Source organism: Peptoniphilaceae bacterium AMB_02 (genome assembly GCA_036321625.1).
Lineage (GTDB): Bacteria > Bacillota > Clostridia > Tissierellales > Peptoniphilaceae > Microaceticoccus > Microaceticoccus formicicus.
The window spans coordinates 595,468-612,855 of sequence record CP143259.1; the positions used below are offsets into that span (position 1 = coordinate 595,468).

Below are 17,388 nucleotides of genomic sequence, written 5' to 3' on the forward strand. Positions count from 1 at the left end.
ATAGATGAAAAGAAAATTAAAGAAAGCTGAAGTAAGTATAGCGCTCAAGATTTTAAGTGAACTATATCCCGATGCAAAAGCGGAACTCAATTACACAACGGAACTGGATTTGCTCGTGGCAACAATTCTATCCGCTCAATGTACGGATGTAAGAGTTAATAAAGTAACTGAGGAACTATTTAAAAAATGCAGAACTCCTCAAGATTATATTGCCATGGGCGAAGAAAAACTCGGTGAAGAAATAAAGAGTTGCGGCTTCTATAATACAAAGAGCAAGAATATAATAGGAGCATGCATGAAGATTATTAGTGAATATGGAGGGGAAGTACCCAATACCATTGAAAAGTTGATGACACTTCCTGGGGTCGGAAGGAAAACTGCAAATGTCGTAGCTTCTAATGTATTTGGAATACAGGCGATTGCCGTAGATACCCATGTTTTTAGAGTTTCTAATAGAATCGGTTTAGTAGCGGCAAGTAATGTTGAAAAAACTGAAGAAGGCTTGATGAAAGTCGTCCCTCATGACGAATGGACTGTAACGCATCATAGGCTTATTTTTCATGGAAGAAGAGTATGTAAGGCAAGAAATCCACTTTGTGGAGAATGTAGATTAAATGAAATTTGTATAGATTATCGTTCTAGGAGGAAATGATGAGGGGTATACTAAATAAAACAACCGGAACAATTTCATTATTATTATCAATGATCATGTTTATAACCGGTTGTGCCGGAGCGTTAGGGGCTCAATCAGCACAAAGTAGAATGAGTGATTCTCAATTATTGAATTCACTGGCTTTCTATGAAGGGGTAAGCATAGACGGCAAAGAATTCGCTGGTAAAGCAAGGCTTGTTGCTGTTGAGGAATTGAAAGCTGAAAAAGAACCGATACTGGATTCGTCTAAAATAAAGTTCAATTATAATGACAAATCATTTGAATACAGTTTAAGAGATCTTGGGTTTTATTACGATTACGACGGAGCTACCAAGAAAGCTTTTGGATACGGTAGAGACGGCAGTGATGAACAGAAACTGGAAATGATTAGAGATTTAACTAAAAATCCTGTAAATGTTGACCTTGAGATGTTACAAGACAATGAGAAGTTAAATGCCGTAATAGATGCAATCCATAATGAAATTAAAATAGATGCCGTTGATGGTGGATACAGCTATGATTCAGAGTCGGGAAAAGTTGTTGCAAAAAAAGGTGAACCAGGACTAGGTGTAGATAGAGAAAAGATAAGTGAAATGATTCTCAGTTCGTCAAAGTCGCTGGAAGCAATTACTGTTCCGACAAGTCCTATAGAAGTTAACCCACATCATGAAGAATTAGCAGCAAGGGTCAACGGGGTCATAGGAGCTGCGTCTTCTACTTTTAATCCTTGGTTCTGGGAAAGAGTTACAAATATAGAGGTATCTACTGATGCACTAAATGGAATAGTCGTTGCACCGGGAGAAGTCTTTAGTGTTAATGACTGTATAGGTGATACGACATATGATAAAGGATACCAAAAGTCTATAGTTATAGTAGGAACTAAAGAAGTCCCGGGTATGGGCGGCGGAGTATGTCAAACCTCTACGACATTGTACCAAGCTGTTCTTAAAGCCGATTTGGAAATTGTAGAAAGGCAGTCCCATACATTAAATCTAAGCTATTATGATGGAGGGCTTGATGCAGCTATTGAATATGGGCTGGCTGACTTGGTATTTAAAAATAATTATGATTTTCCTATTCTAATAAAGGGGTATTATTCTGAAGGACAAGTTAATTTTGAAATTTGGGGCGATACAAATGTTAAGAATTATGAAGTCAGTCTATTTTCTGAACTACAATACAATATTCCATATAGCACAGAATACGTACATGACGATACATTGGCTCCCGGTACTAGCAAAACGAAAACAGCGGGCGTAACCGGATCATACTATGAAGCATACCGTAAGAATGAATCGACAGGTGAAGTCGAGCATATTGGAGGAACTTATTATCCGGCCGTTAATGAAGTAATTCTGAAAGGACCTGATGCACCGGAACCTGCACCCGCGGAACCTGAGCCTGCACCTGCACCTGACCCGGCACCTGAGGAACCATCGGAACCGGAAGAAACGACAGAATCGTCTGATAATGATTAAAGAGAGCCTAGGCTCTCTTTTTATTTAAATAACAGTAAAAATAGCTATATAATCGGAAAAGTCATCTTGTAAATATTTACAAAATATGTTAGGATTTAACTATAGAATTTCATTTTTCAAGGGGGAAACAATGAAAAAATACGGAAAGATGAGTTATATTGTCATCATCTTAATATTTGTATTGATAGGGACGGGTTGTCTACCGATACAAGCAATTCCAAATGGAACAAATGCGGCAGTGGCATCGTCCGAAAAGTTAAAACAAAGCGACTTAAATGATTGGCAGCTTATACATTCTCTTAATATTTACGAAGGTGTAACAATTAATGGACAAGATGTTTCGAATAACAATAGATTAAATGTAATTGAATTACTAAAGAAAGAAAATGATTCAAAATTAGACAGTACAATTCTCGATTTTGAGTTCGAGAATTTCAAATACTCTTATACTTTAAGAGAACTGGGTTATGATTTTGATTATGAAAAGGCTTCTACCGAGGCTTACAAACTTGGAAGAGGTATTGATGATGAACAGGAGAGATTGGCAAAAATCAGTGAATTAAAAGAAAATCCTGTCGATATTGAGATGACATATACTACTAATCCAGAACTGTTCAATGAAAAAATGGAACAGATTTATAATGATATATATGTTGAAGTTGTGAACGGAAAGTTTGAGTATGATTCTGAAAACGATAAAGTAGTAGCAAAAGAAGGAAAAGACGGTCGAGAAGTAGATAGAGAAGCTCTGGCAAAAAGTATAAATGAAAAACTGAATACCGGTGGTAAAATTGAGATTCCGGTGACTGCTATTAAAGTGGATCCAGCGTATATTGCCAAAGCAGATAGAGTCAATGGCGTAATCGGTTCAGCAGAGTCGTATTTTAACGGACATTATTGGTCAAGAGCAAAAAATGTTGAGGTATCTACAAGATATCTTAATGGTGTGGTTATAGGACCGGGAGAGACATTCAGTGTCAATAACTACTTGGGAGATACGACTCCGGATAAAGGATATGAGATGGCCGTCGTAATAGTTGGCGATGAAGAAGTACCGGGATATGGCGGTGGAGTATGCCAAACATCAACTGCTCTTTATCAAGCAGCACTTAGAGCTGACCTTCAAATAGTCAACCGCTCAGGACATACAATGAAAATGCCTTATGCAGCCGGTGGCTTGGATGCAACTGTAGACTATGGTTTAGCGGATTTTGCATTTAGAAATCAATTTGACTTCCCGATATTAATCAAAACATATCATGAGTTTGGAAGAATTTATTTTGAAATTTGGGGAGATTCTACAGTTAAAAATTATGAAGTAAGCATTTATAATGAGTATTTATACTCAATACCTTATAGCACTAACTATATACATGACAGTTCACTAGAAAAAGGTCAAGAAGTTGTGAAAACAGAAGGAGTTACAGGTGAAGCATATGCCGCTTATAGAAGAAATGAAGCAACCGGAAATGTTGAAGAACTGGGAATAACGGTTTATCGTGCTATTAATAAAGTAGTTAGAAGAAATCAATAATAAAAAAACTGGAGAATTCATGAAAATAAAAGCTTTTGCAACAGATTTAGATGGAACATTACTATATAAAAATGAAATCTCACAATCGAATTTAAAGGCTATCGAGTCGCTTAAAGAAAGCGGTGTGATACCTATATTTGTAACGGGCAGAATTTATACTTCAGCTCTTTACTATGCAAAAAAGCATGGTCTAAACATACCCATTATTGGATGTAATGGAGCTGTGGTTGCGAATGTCGAAGGTGAAATAATTAGTTATAATCCGATTGAAGATGAAGTCAGTATGAAGATTGCGGAATTATGTAATAAAAATAATTTATACTATCATTTTTATGATTTAAATACTTTTTACTCTAGGGTTATGAGAGCAAATAGAATTAAACATTTGACCAAGAGTATGGACGAGGATATCTTATTTCAAGTTGATATGATGTTTTCAGATAATGCAATATATAGAGCCATTGAAAGAGGAGAAGGTATAGCAAAATTCGTTATCAATGTTTCCGAAGAAAAAGTGGAAGAGCTCTTTAGCAGTTTGGATTTAAGTAAAATAGAGATAACGAAATCAGGTCCACATTCAATAGAGATAATGAAGTCAGGTATCACAAAATATAAAGGGCTGGAAATATTGGCAGATTATTATGATTTAAACATAAATCAGATTGCGGCAATAGGTGATTACGATAATGACATACCTATGATTGAAAATGCAGGATACGGAATTGCTATGGATAATGCTCTTGAGAGCGTTAAAGAACATGCAGATTACATCACGCTTAGCAATGTAGATGATGGTGTATCTGCCGCAATAAAACACTTATATGAAGAGGGTTTAATATGATAAATATATGTTTACATCAACCCGAGATGCCTTCTAATACCGGCAATATAGGTAGATCTTGTTTGCTAACAGGTTCAAGACTGCATTTAATCAGACCATATGCTTTTAAATTGGATGACAAGTCCCTCAAAAGAGCAGGTATGGACTATTGGAAAGATATTGATTTGGTTATCCATGACAGCTATGAAGAATTTCGTATATATACAGAAGGAAAGAGAGTCCTCTATTCAACTACAAAAGCTCATAAATATTATAATCAAGTTAAATTTGAGGACGGAGATTTTATTGTCTTTGGATGTGAGTCAAGTGGTTTACCCGAAGAAGTATTGAATTCCGGGGACGGAGAATGTATTAAGATTCCGATGATTAATAATACAGACAGAAGTTTAAACCTGGCTAATTCTGCTAATATAATACTTTTTGAAGCTTTAAGACAACTTGATTTTCCAGGTATGGATTGATATATTTAATATGAGTATATCTGATGATATAATATTATATAATGTAAACATTATGTTAGGATAAAATATAATTTAATTTAAATGTCTTTAGAGTTAATAAGCCTTTTAGGCTTGGAAGCAAAGTTAAAGGCTAAAATAACCATATTTAAATTTGGGAATGTATTTCAATTAAATACAGTCAATACTTTACAATTTGTGTAAATAGATGTATAATGAATGGCGAACGACAAGATTATGACATGACGATATACATTCACACTTTACTGTACGACAATGAGGTGAAAAGATATTAAAATATCGTTATTTATAATAAATGTTAATAAACGCCGAGTTAGGGTATAATAATAAGTGGAAGAATGTTACTTTATAATAAACTGTGGAGGCGTTTAATGATATATGATATGATTATTATAGGAGCTGCACCGGCTGGTTTAACTGCAGCTCTTTATGGAGCCAGACAGGGAAGTTCAGTACTGGTCATTGAAAAAGACACACCCGGAGGTCAAGCAGCCAGCACCAATCTAATAGAAAATTATCCGGGATCTGTTGAAGGCATTACCGGTCCGCAATTAGTTGATTTGATGGTTGCGCAAGCTAAATCTTTTGGTGCCGAATTAATTACAGACAGTATCGAAAGCATAGAGCTTAGAGAAGAGATTAAGACAATCAAAACTGCTAAGGCCGAGTATAAGTCAAGAAGCGTTATCATCGCTACAGGAGCCTCACCCAGAAAACTAAATGTTGAAGGTGAGAAGGAGTTTACCGGCAAAGGCGTTGGATACTGTGCAACTTGCGATGCACCTTTTTTCCAAGGATTAGATATTTATGTAATCGGAGGAGGTAATTCTGCTGTTGACGAAGCGATATATTTAACTAAATTCGGCAGAAGAGTTACTATTATTCATAGAAGAGATAAGTTAACTGCGGATGCAGTAAGTCAAGAAGCAGTTTTTAATAATGATAAAATCGATGTAATTTGGGATAGTGAGGTTGTCAAGTTAGAGGGTAGCGGACTTGTAAACTCCATGACAATTAAGAATTTAAAAACCGGTGAGACTAGGACCATCACAGCTGATCCGGATCATGGTACATTTGGAGTTTTCGTGTTTATAGGAAATATACCGCAAACCGAACTATTTAAAGATATATTAGAGTTGGATTCAGGTTATATAGTTACTGATGAAGATATGAGAACTGAAATACCCGGCGTATATGCTGCAGGTGATGTTAGAAAGAAAACACTGAGACAAGTTATTACAGCAGCGGCGGACGGGGCTATAGCCGCATTTGTGGCAGGAAAAGACCTTGAAAATTCAAGGCATTAAATTTGCTTTTAATATGGTTTCCATATTAAATAAAATATTTAGGAGGTGAGTCTATGCGTCTAGAGTTAGGAAATATCCTAATTAAAGATGTTCAATTTGGTAATGAAACCAAGGTTGAAGATCATGTGCTTTATGTTAATAAGGAAGAGTTAATCGAACTTATTAAACAAGACGAGCATATAACTGAAGTAGACGTAGATTTAGCTAGACCTGGTGAAAGTGTTAGAATTACACCGGTAAAGGACGTCATAGAACCACGTGTTAAGGTTGAAGGACCTGGATGTATTTTCCCTGGAATCCTTGGCAAACCTGATATGGTTGGTTCAGGAAAAACTCACGTTTTGAAAGGTGCAGCTGTTATGACGGTTGGTAAAATCGTTGGATTCCAAGAAGGAATCGTAGATATGTGTGGTCCGGGAGCGGAGTTTACACCATTCTCTAAGCTGAACAATGTTGTTATAAACGTTGAGAGACAAGAGGGTCTTGAGCCTCATGCTCATGAGCATGCGGTTAGAATGGCAGGACTTAGAGCGGCAGCTTACTTAGGAGAAGCAGCAAGAAATGTTACTCCTGATGAAGTTGAAGTATACGAGACTAAGCCATTATTTGAACAAGCTGAAGAGCTTAAAGACCTACCAAAAGTAGCATACGTACAAATGATTCAAACTCAAGGATTACTACATGATACTTATGTATACGGTGTAGATGGAAAGCAAATTATTCCTACAATCCTTTATCCAACAGAGTCAATGGACGGAGCAGTAGTAAGTGGTAACTGTGTATCTGCATGTGATAAGAATACAACTTACCATCAAATTAACAACCCGGTTGTTAAAGCACTATTCGAAAAACACGGTAAAGAAATCAACTTCGTTGGAACTATCGTAACTAACGAAAACGTGTACTTGGCAGATAAAGAAAGATCTTCTAATATGACTGCAAAATTAGCTGAATTCTTAGGACTTGATGGAGCAATTGTTTCTCAAGAAGGTTTCGGTAACCCTGATACTGACCTAATAATGAACGCTAAGAAACTGGCAGGTAAAGGTATTAAGACAGTTATAATAACTGACGAATACGCTGGAAGAGACGGCGCGAGCCAGTCATTAGCAGACGCAGATCCATCAGCAGATGCTGTTGTAACAGGCGGAAATGCTAATGAAATTATAGTTCTTCCAAAACTTGATAAAGTTATCGGAACTTTAGATTATACTGATATCATAGCAGGTGGTTTTGACGGATCATTAAGAGAAGACGGAACTATCATGGTAGAGATTCAAGCTATCACAGGAGCAACAAATGAGCTTGGATTCAACAAGATGTCAGCTACAGGATACTAAAATATAAAAAATAAAATTTAAACTATGAAAGGAGACGCAGAAATGACAATTTTTCAAGAAGGCAGAAAAGTTATCATCATCGGCGATAGAGACGGTGTACCAGGTCCAGCCATCGAAGAATGTGTAAAGACAACTCCTGCTGAAGTAGTTTTCTCAGCAACAGAGTGTTTCGTCTGAACCGCTGCAGGGGCAATGGATCTTGAAAATCAAAGAAGGGTAAAAGAATTAGCAGAAAAGCACGGAGCAGAGAACATAGTAGTTGTTCTAGGTGGTGCAGAAGCTGAATCAACAACACTTGCAGCAGAAACTGTAACAGCAGGTGACCCAACTTATGCAGGAGCATTGTCAGGAGTCCAGTTGGGACTAAGAGCATATCACGCAGTAGAACCAGCATTCAAAGAAGAAGTTGACGCTGATGTTTATGACGAGCAAATCGGAATGATGGAAATGGTTCTTGATGTAGACGAAATAGCTGAAGCTATCGAAGAAATTAGAAAAGAATACACTAAGTTTGATTAATATAAATAATAAAATATTGGAGAGGGGGGAATTGAATGGGTAAATTGAGAATAGTTCATTATATTAACCAGTTCTTTGCCGGAATCGGTGGGGAAGAAATGGCGCATGTTGAACCTGAGGTTAGAGAAGAAGTAATCGGACCGGGTCTCGCTATCCAAGCTGGATTCAAAGATGAAGGCGAAATAGTTGCAACTGTAATATGTGGTGACTCATATTTCGGAGAAAACATGGATGAAGCGAAAGCTAAAATCCTTGAAATGGTTAAAAAGTATGAACCTGATTTATTCATTGCAGGACCTGCTTTTAATGCCGGACGTTATGGAGTTGCAGCGGGTTCAATCACCGAAGCAGTTCAAAACGAACTAGGCATCCCGGCTATAACTGGAATGTACGTAGAAAATCCAGGTGCCGATATGTTTAAGAAGTCTGTATATATAGTTTCTACTAAGAACAGTGCAGCAGGTATGAGAGATGCTATGACAAAACTTATACCACTTGCTAAGAAACTTGTTAATAAAGAAGAAATTGGTGGACCGGAAGAAGAAGGATATATCGAGAGAGGTATTCGTAAGAATATCTGGACTGATAAAGTTGGAGCAGAAAGAGCTGCTGACATGCTTATGAAAAAACTTAAAGGCGAGGAGTTCGTAACTGAATATCCAATGCCAAGTTTTGATAGAGTTGAAGCTAATCCTGCTATCAAAGATATAACTAAAGCTACTATAGCTATAGTTTCTTCAGGTGGACCTGTACCAGCAGGTAACCCGGATCATATCGAATCTTCATCAGCATCTAAATATGGTAAATACGATATTGAAGGTGTAGATGACCTAGTTGAAGGCGAATGGGAAACAGCACATGGTGGATATGACCCAACATATGCTAACCAAGACCTTGACAGAGTTATTCCGGTAGACGTTCTTAGAGCATACGAAAAAGAAGGAAAAATCGGAAAACTTCATAGATACTTCTATTCTACAGTTGGAAACGGAACTGCAGTTGCAAGCTCTAAAGCATTTGCAGAAGAGTTCTCTAAAGAACTTAAAGCCGATGGCGTAGATGCAGTTATATTAACCTCAACCTGAGGTACCTGTACACGTTGCGGTGCAACAATGTATAAAGAAGTAGAAAGAGCCGGAATTCCGGTTGTACACGTTTGTACAGTTACTCCTATCTCATTAACAGTCGGAGCTAACAGAATAGTTCCTGCAGTAGCTATTCCTCATCCATTAGGAAATCCTAAACTAAATAAAGATGAAGAATACCACTTAAGAGAAAAAATTGTTGATGAAGCTCTTAGAGCACTTCAAACTGAAGTAGAAGAGCAAACTGTATTTAACTCAGTATTTTAATAAACTATAAATAAAAGGGTGATTAATTAAAGTATCACCCTTTTATTAAAGTATAATGTATTTAAATTTTAATGGAGGTGTTTAGTTAAATGACAGAGCCGGTATTAAGAGGTGCTTCTTATGTTCTCGTTCATACACCTGATATGATCTTGAGAAATGGTACTACGCAAACAACAGAGATGGTAGTTAACCCCAATTCGGAGTACCTAAAAGAACTTCCAAAGCATTTAAGAAGTTTTGATCAAGTAGTAAATTATCTTCCTAACCAAGTTTATATTGGTAGTGAAAGACCTGAAAAACTAAAAGAGGTACCACAACCTTGGACTGATGAAGACAAGTATTTAAAAGGTGCTGATAAAACTGGTAAGCTAGGGGAAATTCTACCACAAGAAGAATTCATTGGATTAATTAAAATATGTGACGTATTTGATTTAGTTCATTTAAATGAAGAATTTACAGCAGAAGTTAAAGCAAAATTAGAAAATCACCCACTAATCGGTGACGATCTAATTGCTAGACTTGGCAATGGTGATGATCAAGCTACACTTGACAAATATATGGCTGATCATGCTGAAGGACTATATAACAACGATGTGCTAGTAGGTTGCGTTAAGAGAGCTCATGATGTAGACGTTAACCTATCTGCTCATGTTATATTCGAAAACCTGGTTTCTAAGGCATCAGGATTATTAGCAGCTTTAAATCTTATAGATAAAAACGGATTAAATCCGGAAGATATTGAATACGTTATCGAGTGTTCAGAAGAAGCTTGTGGAGACATGAACCAAAGAGGTGGAGGAAACTTCGCTAAAGCTATAGCTGAACTTGCAGGATTTGTTAATGCATCCGGATCAGATGTTAGAGGATTCTGTGCTGCACCAACTCATGCACTTATCTCAGCTGCATCACTTGTTGGAGCAGGAACATTCAAAAATGTTGTAATCATAGCCGGTGGTTCTACTGCTAAACTTGGTATGAACGGTAAAGACCATGTTAAGAAAGGTCTTCCTGTTATAGAAGACGTAGTAGGCGGATTTGCAGCATTAATTAGTGAAAATGATGGAAAACATCCAATTCTAAGAACTGATGCTGTTGGTAGACATACAGTAGGAACAGGTTCTTCACCACAAGCGGTAATGAGCTCATTAGTTACAGATCCACTTGAGAGAGTTGGACTTACTGTTAAAGATGTTGACAGATATTCAGTAGAGATGCAAAACCCTGATATCACTAAACCGGCAGGAGCAGGAGATGTTCCAACTGCAAATATGAAGATGATTGGTGCATTAGGAGTTATGAAAAAGCAACTTGAAAAACCGGAAATGCCTGCATTTATTGCTGAATACGGTATGGAAGGTTGGGCACCAACCCAAGGACATATTCCTTCTGGAGTACCTTATCTTGGATTTGCAATTGAAGATTTAACAACCGGACAATACAATAGAGCACAAATCGTAGGAAAAGGTTCATTATTCTTAGGAAGAATGACTAACCTATTTGATGGTGTTTCTATAGTTATCGAAAGAAACTCTGGCGATGTTTCTGAAGGCGGCGGAGTATCTAAAGAAGAAGTTAAGAAATTAGTTGCAGAGGCTATGAGAGATTTTGCATCGAGTCTAATCGAAGGGTAGAGGTGATAAAATGACTGACGTTAAAAAGATGATTGGTCAAGTCTTTGAAGACATCGCTACGGGATTAGAAACAGGTGCTTTTGGATCAAGAGCAGTTGTTGCGGTTACTACACTTGGAAGTGAACACGGCATTGAAAACGTAGTTAGAGGTGCTGAGGAAGCTCAGAGAAGAGACAACACCATAGAAGTAGTCCTAATCGGACCAAAAGTTGACTCAAATCTTAGACAATATGTAGTTGAAACAGATGAAGAAGGCTACAAAGTGATGGAAGAACTACTTGACAGTGGTGAAATCGGAGCTTGTGTAACAATGCATTATACCTTCCCAATCGGAGTATCTACTGTTGGAAGAGTAGTAACACCTGCATTGGCAAAAGAAATGATAATAGCTACCACAACCGGAACTTCATCAGCTCACAGAGTTGAGGGAATGGTGAAAAACGGTATCTATGGAATTATAGCAGCAAAAGCTATAGGAATAGAAAATCCAACACTTGGAATCCTTAATGTTGACGGTGCTGTTCAAGTTGAAAGAGCATTTAAACAACTTAAAGAAAATGGCTATGATATCAACTTTGCAACATCAAATAGATCTGACGGCGGAGTATTAATGAGAGGAAATGACTTGTTACAAGGAGTTCCAGATGTTATGGTAAATGATACTCTAACAGGAAACATCCTTATGAAAGTATTCTCATCATTCACAACAGGCGGTGGATTTGAAGCTCATGGTTATGGATATGGTCCAGGAATAGGTGAAGACTATGACAGAACTGTACTAATAATCTCTAGGGCATCGGGATATCCTGTTATAGCTAATGCACTTAGCTATGCCGGAGACCTTGTTAAAGGTAATGTAAACAAAGTTGCTAAAGATGAATTTGCAAAAGCAAACAAAGCAGGACTAAAAGAGATACTTCAAGGACTTGCAGAATCTAAGAAGAAAGATTCTGCTGAGGATGAAGAAGTTACAGCACCACCTAAAGAGCTGGTAACTGCACAAATTTCTGGTATAGATATACTGGAACTTGAGGATGCAGTAAGAGCACTTTGGAAGAAAGGTTACTATGCTGAGAGCGGCATGGGATGTACAGGACCGATAGTGCTTGTAAACGAAGAAAAATTCGGCATGTGCTACGATATATTGAAAAACGAAGGATATGTAAACGAATAATATATTAAGAGAGAAGTCTATGATTTCTCTCTTTTTTATTTTAAGTAGAATTATGAGTATATGTAATGGTTCAAATCAGCTAGAAGTCTACCATTATATGGAGGACTCTAAGGCTTGAGTTATTTAGTTTAAGATACTATAATCTATACTAATGAAAGCTAAAGTTGGAGGTGAGACATGTTTAGAAAGTTTAACTTAGCTAATGTACAATTTCTCTTAAAAAGAAAATACAGCATAATCGATATTAAAAGTTTACTGGTATTAATAAAGACCAATCTAAGTGCTTTTATATTCTGTCAACTCCTAATTATATATTCATTTTTAATATTCAATATTTTTAGAAGATTTTTGGTGAATATCTTAAAAAATCAAATTGGCGTAAATTTATTAGTACAGGATAATTTCTTAGAAATACTTAAACATCCCTTAGCAATCTTAGTTTTGATCCTATTTTTTATAATTCAATTGTTTTTTGTGTTTTTTGGAATAATCGGTAATTATCGTATATATGCAGCCAGCTTAAGAGGTGAAAAAATTGGTATTCCTAAACTTATTAAAGAAGTAATATTTACTTATGTTAAATTATTTAGTCCAAATCGTATTGCTATTATTCCGATACTGATTTTTACGATGCTTTTAAGTTATATATCATTTTATACGAGTTCTATAGAAAATTTTAAAATACCTGAATTTATTACTGATTGGATTGCAGAAAAGAAGTATTTCGAATATGCATTTACAGCTTTTAGAATATACATGACCTATATATGGTTTAGAGTACTTTTTGTTATAACCGGGATGCTTTTATTTAACAGGACATTTAAGGAAGCAGTACAATTTGTTAGAGAAGTATTTGCAATTCGCAAAAAGAAATACTTGGTATTTATAATATCTATAATGGCTATTATTTTCTTTTTAAAAACTTTTATTTACTATATTCTTCTATCAGCAGCTTTTATTTTTAGTAAGGTTTTTAATGTTGATTTAGTTTTAAGCCTCTACTCTATGAATTGGAGAGCACTAATATATATACAATCAATAACCGATGTACTACAAATAGGATTACTGGTAGTAGGTTATTGTAAGTTTTTTGAAATTGAAACGACTCAAATAAGATTTCATGAAAGTAAAGTTCGTAAAAGGTCGGTAGCTTTTTCGATGATTATAGCAGTTCTATTAATCGAACTGTTTCATCTAAACTACAATACAAATCAATTGCTGGTCTTTCAAAACCTAAGACCTAAAATAATTGCCCATAGAGCCGGAGCTACATTTGGTCCTGAAAACTCATTGAAGGCTCTTGAAATAACTAGAAATAGCAAGGTAGCCTCTGCAGTAGAAATAGATGTGCAACTTACAAAAGACAGAGAAGTGATACTAAATCATGACAGTACACTGCAAAGAATTACAGGGAACGGCTCTCGTGCGATAGACTTAAATCTTTCAGAAATAAAGAAATTAAAAACCAGAGGAGAAGGCGGTTTCTTTTATGAAGACAGTATTCCGACACTTGGAGAGTTTTTGGATAAAGTAGGCAGTCTCGAAATTATGATTGAATTAAAATCGGATAATGAATATGTTGAAGAACTGCTAGATAAGACGATGGAGATTGTGAAAGATAAAAAACTTGAAGATAAAATCATCATATCTTCAATGAACAGAAAGGTGTTGGAAATAAGTAAAGCAAAGAACCCTAAAGTAAAAACAGCACTAATTTCGGCAATATTACTAGGTGCAGATTTTGAGCAGGAATATATAGATATATACAGTATTGAAGCTGCAGGATTAAACCATGAATTAGTTAATAATGCTCATGAAAAAGGAAAAGAAATCTATGTCTGGACTATCAATACTGCAAAGGGGGTAAAACAGGTATTAAAATTTCTACCTGATGGTATAGTAACGGATAATGTATTCTATGTAGATTATGCTATTTATAATTTGGAGGACAGCATACCGTTTCAAAGCGATATATTCAGAATGTTTATATAAGGTAGACGATGTAGAAGATTATTAGATTGAAATTATAACTATCGGTTACAATTTTAATTTTAGGGTGAGAAGTACAAAATATATCAATACGCCTATGTTTTTAACGGTCTTAGAAACAGGTGTGGAAGTATCTTTTATTACAGCACTAAGAAATATAGAAACCTTTGGAATATGAAAAGTTAATCAAAAACTCGAAGTTAGCTTCATCATTAGACAAGTTTGAAATATTTAGATATAATTATCATTAGTAAATATAAAGGAGGCATTTATGCTACCTAGTAGAGAGTTCTCTTTCAATTTGTTAAAAGAATATAATGAAGACCCATATCATATATCACATGCACTTGCTGTAGAGTCTGTGATGGCATACTTTGCAGAGTTAAATGGAGAAGATATTGATAAGTGGTCACTTGTAGGTCTTTTACATGATTTAGATTATGGCAGATATCCTGACCATCACTGTATAGCAGTTGTAGATATTTTAAAGGAAAATGGATATCCCAAGGATTTCATATCTTCTATAACTTCTCATTGTTACAGGGGTGTCAGCGAAAAATTTAAAAAGCCGGAGCATATAATGGAGAAGATACTGTTCACTATAGATGAATTATGCGGACTTATTCATGCTGCAGCTCTTATGAGACCATCGAAATCTGTAATGGATATGAATGTCAAATCAGTTAAGAAAAAATTCAAATCAAAAGGATTTGCGCAAGGTGTTTCCAGGGAAATAATCAATGAGGGAATGGAAGTATTAGGCTGGGATTTGGATTATACTATAGAACATACTCTAAAAGGAATGCAGAGAGTTCACGAAGAGATAGGATTATAATTATGAAAATTTTTAAAATACTTACTATAATGATATTATTTCTGTTTATTACTGCTTGTGGTTCCAATATAAACACATTCGAACCTAGTACCGGTAATAAAGAGAAAAAAGAATCTGAATTTAAAGAGAAAAACGAAAGCAATAAACCCGAAGAAAAGCCGGTTGAAAAACCGATAGAAGAAAAGCAAGAACAAAAAACAGTCACAAACGAGAATCCGAAACCAAATGAAAAACCGGTAGAGGAGAAAAAGGAAGTTAAAGAACCTGAAGTCAAAGAGATTGTCGTAGAAGAAAAAATAACTGATGTAGATACTAAACCAGATCATAATCAAAAATTTTTCAAGGATCCAATATACGATGTAAAAAATTCCAATTCGGAACATTCTGATATTTTGGATGTTGAATACTATGGCAATAATGACATAAATGAAGAAAATCTTAGGAACTATAATATAAATAGGTCAGTAATAGATGAGAATGGACAGTCTATGGTATTTATCCCTAAGATATATGGCGGAAAATTTAGAATTCACCATATAGACTATGATCCTGAAAAACATGGTTTTAATCTTGGAGAACAACTTATGGAAGTTGAGTTGAAACAGGATGATATTGTATTAATTAAAATGTATATACCTGAAACTATTCCTCAAATCATTATTACTTATGAGAAAGATGGAGAATTTTTCGTGCAGACCATCCCAAGAATGAATGGGGTATCGGGCGCTGTACGTTTGGATAAAGGATTCAAAATCATAGATAAACAGCATTAAAAATTTCAGCTCTCATTTTGGGAGCTGTTTTAGGTATAACAAATACTATATCCTTGACAGTAAAAACTAAATCTCATATGATTTAATTGAAACAAAAAATAAAAATGAAGGTGTGATATGGATAAATTAATATTAGGAACATGGCTTATAGGTGAAAATCAAGTAAGCTTTAATAGTGAAATTAATGCTATACAATATGCCATTGATAGTGGCATAACTCATATAGACACTGCTGAGATTTATGGAGATGGAAAGTCTGAAAGCTTGATTGGTGAAGCTATCAAGGATTATGAACGCGAAAAATTAACCATAATTTCAAAAGTTCATCCCCAAAACTGTAATAAGGTAAATATCTACAAATCTGTAGAGGATAGTTTAAAGAGATTAAAAATAGATTATTTAGACTACTATTTACTACATTGGATAATTGAAGACATAGATTTTAAAGATACTATTTTTTTAATGGAAGATTTAAAACGACAGAAACTTATAAGAAACTGGGGAGTATCAAACTTTGATACTGATGATATGAAAAAACTATTGTCTATACCTGGTGGAGAAAATTGTAAAACCAATCAAGTTCTATTTAATTTGGCATATAGAGGTATCGAATTCGATTTGCTACCTTATTTAAATAGCGTAAATATCCCTGTAATGGCTTATTGTGCCTTAGCACATGGGCTTACTCTATACAGTGGTTTAAATTAAAATATGGCACTTAAAAAAATTGCAGAAAAACACGGAAAAACCGTACATCAAATTATGTTTAATTTTGTTGTAAGTACACCCGGAGTTCATGGAATAGCAAAATCTGTAACCAAAAAGCATCTGGATGAAATTGTTGATGCTCTTGATATAAAGTTAGATGAGGATGACTACTATCTACTCAATCAAGAATTTCCGGCTCCGACAAAAAAAGTTCCATTGGAGACAGTTTAATCGATTAACACATTGAACTCGAAATAAAACCGCTTGTAAAAGTAATGAGAAAGCCATAACTTTTTAGCTTTCTTGTTTAAAAGTAAAAAACCCGAGAAAACATGAAAATTTTATCGGGTTTTTCCTTTTTAATGAAGAGCATTGAGTTTTTCATACTCAGTTTTATAATTATCTTAATGTTTACTGCGAGTGTCCTATTTATCCTTATATCTTCATAACGAATAATTCTTAAGAAAATTCCGGAAACTCGTTGTAAAGTCCTATTACTTTTATAAAAGTTTGATAAAAGAGTGAGCATCGATGCAGCCTAAGTCGAAAACTCAACTTAAATAAAATTTGCTGATTTTATCCATGATGTTGAATAAGCTATATAATTCGTTTGATTTTAGTAGATATTTAGGGAATATTCGAAAATAGTCTATTCTCCAACTATACAACTGAAGATAACTATTAGCTAAGACTTGATAATGATACAATAAAAACAGAGAAACTACTTCCTTGCGACGGATTTGTAAAATGAGAGATACGAGTTTTAATAAAACTAA

14 protein-coding genes and 1 pseudogene are annotated in these 17,388 nt (G+C 35.2%); all 15 read left to right on the forward strand.

Annotated elements, in window-relative coordinates:
- Positions 1–4 precede the first annotated feature (4 nt).
- The 15 genes and pseudogenes from nth (at position 5) to VZL98_02845 (ending at position 16,843) form a co-directional block, all read left to right on the forward strand.
- Entirely contained in the window at positions 5–652 is a 648-nt protein-coding gene (gene nth / locus VZL98_02775) for an endonuclease III (protein ID WVH63897.1), read from the forward strand.
- On the forward strand, positions 652–2,130 hold the full coding sequence (locus VZL98_02780; GenBank protein ID WVH63898.1) for a VanW family protein: 1,479 nt from the start codon (positions 652–654) through the stop codon (positions 2,128–2,130). The genes nth and VZL98_02780 overlap by 1 nt, the downstream gene beginning before the upstream one ends.
- Positions 2,131–2,260: 130 nt before the next feature.
- Positions 2,261–3,664 carry a VanW family protein gene (locus tag VZL98_02785; GenBank protein WVH63899.1) on the forward strand — a complete coding sequence of 468 codons (1,404 nt, stop codon included), beginning with the start codon at positions 2,261–2,263 and terminating at the stop codon, positions 3,662–3,664.
- Between the two features lie 19 nt (positions 3,665–3,683).
- Entirely contained in the window at positions 3,684–4,505 is an 822-nt protein-coding gene (locus VZL98_02790) for a Cof-type HAD-IIB family hydrolase (protein WVH63900.1), read from the forward strand.
- On the forward strand, positions 4,502–4,966 hold the full coding sequence (locus VZL98_02795; protein ID WVH63901.1) for a tRNA (cytidine(34)-2'-O)-methyltransferase: 465 nt from the start codon (positions 4,502–4,504) through the stop codon (positions 4,964–4,966). The genes VZL98_02790 and VZL98_02795 overlap by 4 nt, the downstream gene beginning before the upstream one ends.
- A 389-nt stretch (positions 4,967–5,355) precedes the next feature.
- Positions 5,356–6,291, forward strand: coding sequence for a thioredoxin-disulfide reductase (gene trxB, locus VZL98_02800; GenBank protein ID WVH63902.1), 936 nt, complete (start codon positions 5,356–5,358; stop codon positions 6,289–6,291).
- A 53-nt stretch (positions 6,292–6,344) separates the two neighbouring features.
- Positions 6,345–7,631 carry a glycine/sarcosine/betaine reductase component B subunit gene (locus VZL98_02805; protein WVH63903.1) on the forward strand — a complete coding sequence of 429 codons (1,287 nt, stop codon included), beginning with the start codon at positions 6,345–6,347 and terminating at the stop codon, positions 7,629–7,631.
- A 42-nt stretch (positions 7,632–7,673) separates the two neighbouring features.
- A complete protein-coding gene (gene grdA / locus VZL98_02810) occupies positions 7,674–8,150 on the forward strand; it encodes a glycine/sarcosine/betaine reductase complex selenoprotein A (protein WVH63904.1) in 477 nt (158 codons plus the stop codon).
- Positions 8,151–8,185: 35 nt separating this feature from the next.
- Positions 8,186–9,502, forward strand: coding sequence for a glycine reductase complex selenoprotein B (gene grdB, locus VZL98_02815; protein WVH63905.1), 1,317 nt, complete (start codon positions 8,186–8,188; stop codon positions 9,500–9,502).
- Positions 9,503–9,591: 89 nt separating this feature from the next.
- Positions 9,592–11,133, forward strand: a complete 1,542-nt coding sequence (gene grdC, locus VZL98_02820) for a glycine/sarcosine/betaine reductase complex component C subunit beta (GenBank protein ID WVH63906.1) — start codon at positions 9,592–9,594, stop codon at positions 11,131–11,133.
- Between the two features lie 10 nt (positions 11,134–11,143).
- Positions 11,144–12,307, forward strand: coding sequence for a glycine/sarcosine/betaine reductase complex component C subunit alpha (gene grdD, locus VZL98_02825; GenBank protein ID WVH63907.1), 1,164 nt, complete (start codon positions 11,144–11,146; stop codon positions 12,305–12,307).
- Between the two features lie 177 nt (positions 12,308–12,484).
- Positions 12,485–14,299: a glycerophosphodiester phosphodiesterase family protein gene (locus VZL98_02830; protein WVH63908.1), complete on the forward strand. Its 1,815-nt coding sequence runs from the start codon at positions 12,485–12,487 to the stop codon at positions 14,297–14,299.
- Between the two features lie 268 nt (positions 14,300–14,567).
- A complete protein-coding gene (locus VZL98_02835) occupies positions 14,568–15,131 on the forward strand; it encodes an HD domain-containing protein (GenBank protein ID WVH63909.1) in 564 nt (187 codons plus the stop codon).
- A gap of 2 nt (positions 15,132–15,133) precedes the next feature.
- A complete protein-coding gene (locus VZL98_02840; GenBank protein WVH63910.1) occupies positions 15,134–15,904 on the forward strand; it encodes a hypothetical protein in 771 nt (256 codons plus the stop codon).
- 117 nt (positions 15,905–16,021) lie between these two features.
- Positions 16,022–16,843 (forward strand): annotated as a pseudogene (locus VZL98_02845) (aldo/keto reductase).
- The last annotated feature ends 545 nt before the right edge of the window (positions 16,844–17,388 follow it).

What these genes read in the sequence shown, in the direction of transcription:
- VZL98_02785 (WVH63899.1), top strand. Translation starts at nt 2,261, where the DNA reads ATGAAAAAATACGGAAAGATGAGTTATATTGTCATCATCTTAATATTT.
- trxB (WVH63902.1), top strand. Translation starts at nt 5,356, where the DNA reads ATGATATATGATATGATTATTATAGGAGCTGCACCGGCTGGTTTAACT.
- nth (WVH63897.1), top strand. Translation starts at nt 5, where the DNA reads ATGAAAAGAAAATTAAAGAAAGCTGAAGTAAGTATAGCGCTCAAGATT.
- VZL98_02830 (WVH63908.1), top strand. Translation starts at nt 12,485, where the DNA reads ATGTTTAGAAAGTTTAACTTAGCTAATGTACAATTTCTCTTAAAAAGA.
- grdD (WVH63907.1), top strand. Translation starts at nt 11,144, where the DNA reads ATGACTGACGTTAAAAAGATGATTGGTCAAGTCTTTGAAGACATCGCT.
- grdC (WVH63906.1), top strand. Translation starts at nt 9,592, where the DNA reads ATGACAGAGCCGGTATTAAGAGGTGCTTCTTATGTTCTCGTTCATACA.
- VZL98_02805 (WVH63903.1), top strand. Translation starts at nt 6,345, where the DNA reads ATGCGTCTAGAGTTAGGAAATATCCTAATTAAAGATGTTCAATTTGGT.
- VZL98_02790 (WVH63900.1), top strand. Translation starts at nt 3,684, where the DNA reads ATGAAAATAAAAGCTTTTGCAACAGATTTAGATGGAACATTACTATAT.
- VZL98_02835 (WVH63909.1), top strand. Translation starts at nt 14,568, where the DNA reads ATGCTACCTAGTAGAGAGTTCTCTTTCAATTTGTTAAAAGAATATAAT.
- VZL98_02795 (WVH63901.1), top strand. Translation starts at nt 4,502, where the DNA reads ATGATAAATATATGTTTACATCAACCCGAGATGCCTTCTAATACCGGC.
- VZL98_02840 (WVH63910.1), top strand. Translation starts at nt 15,134, where the DNA reads ATGAAAATTTTTAAAATACTTACTATAATGATATTATTTCTGTTTATT.
- VZL98_02780 (WVH63898.1), top strand. Translation starts at nt 652, where the DNA reads ATGAGGGGTATACTAAATAAAACAACCGGAACAATTTCATTATTATTA.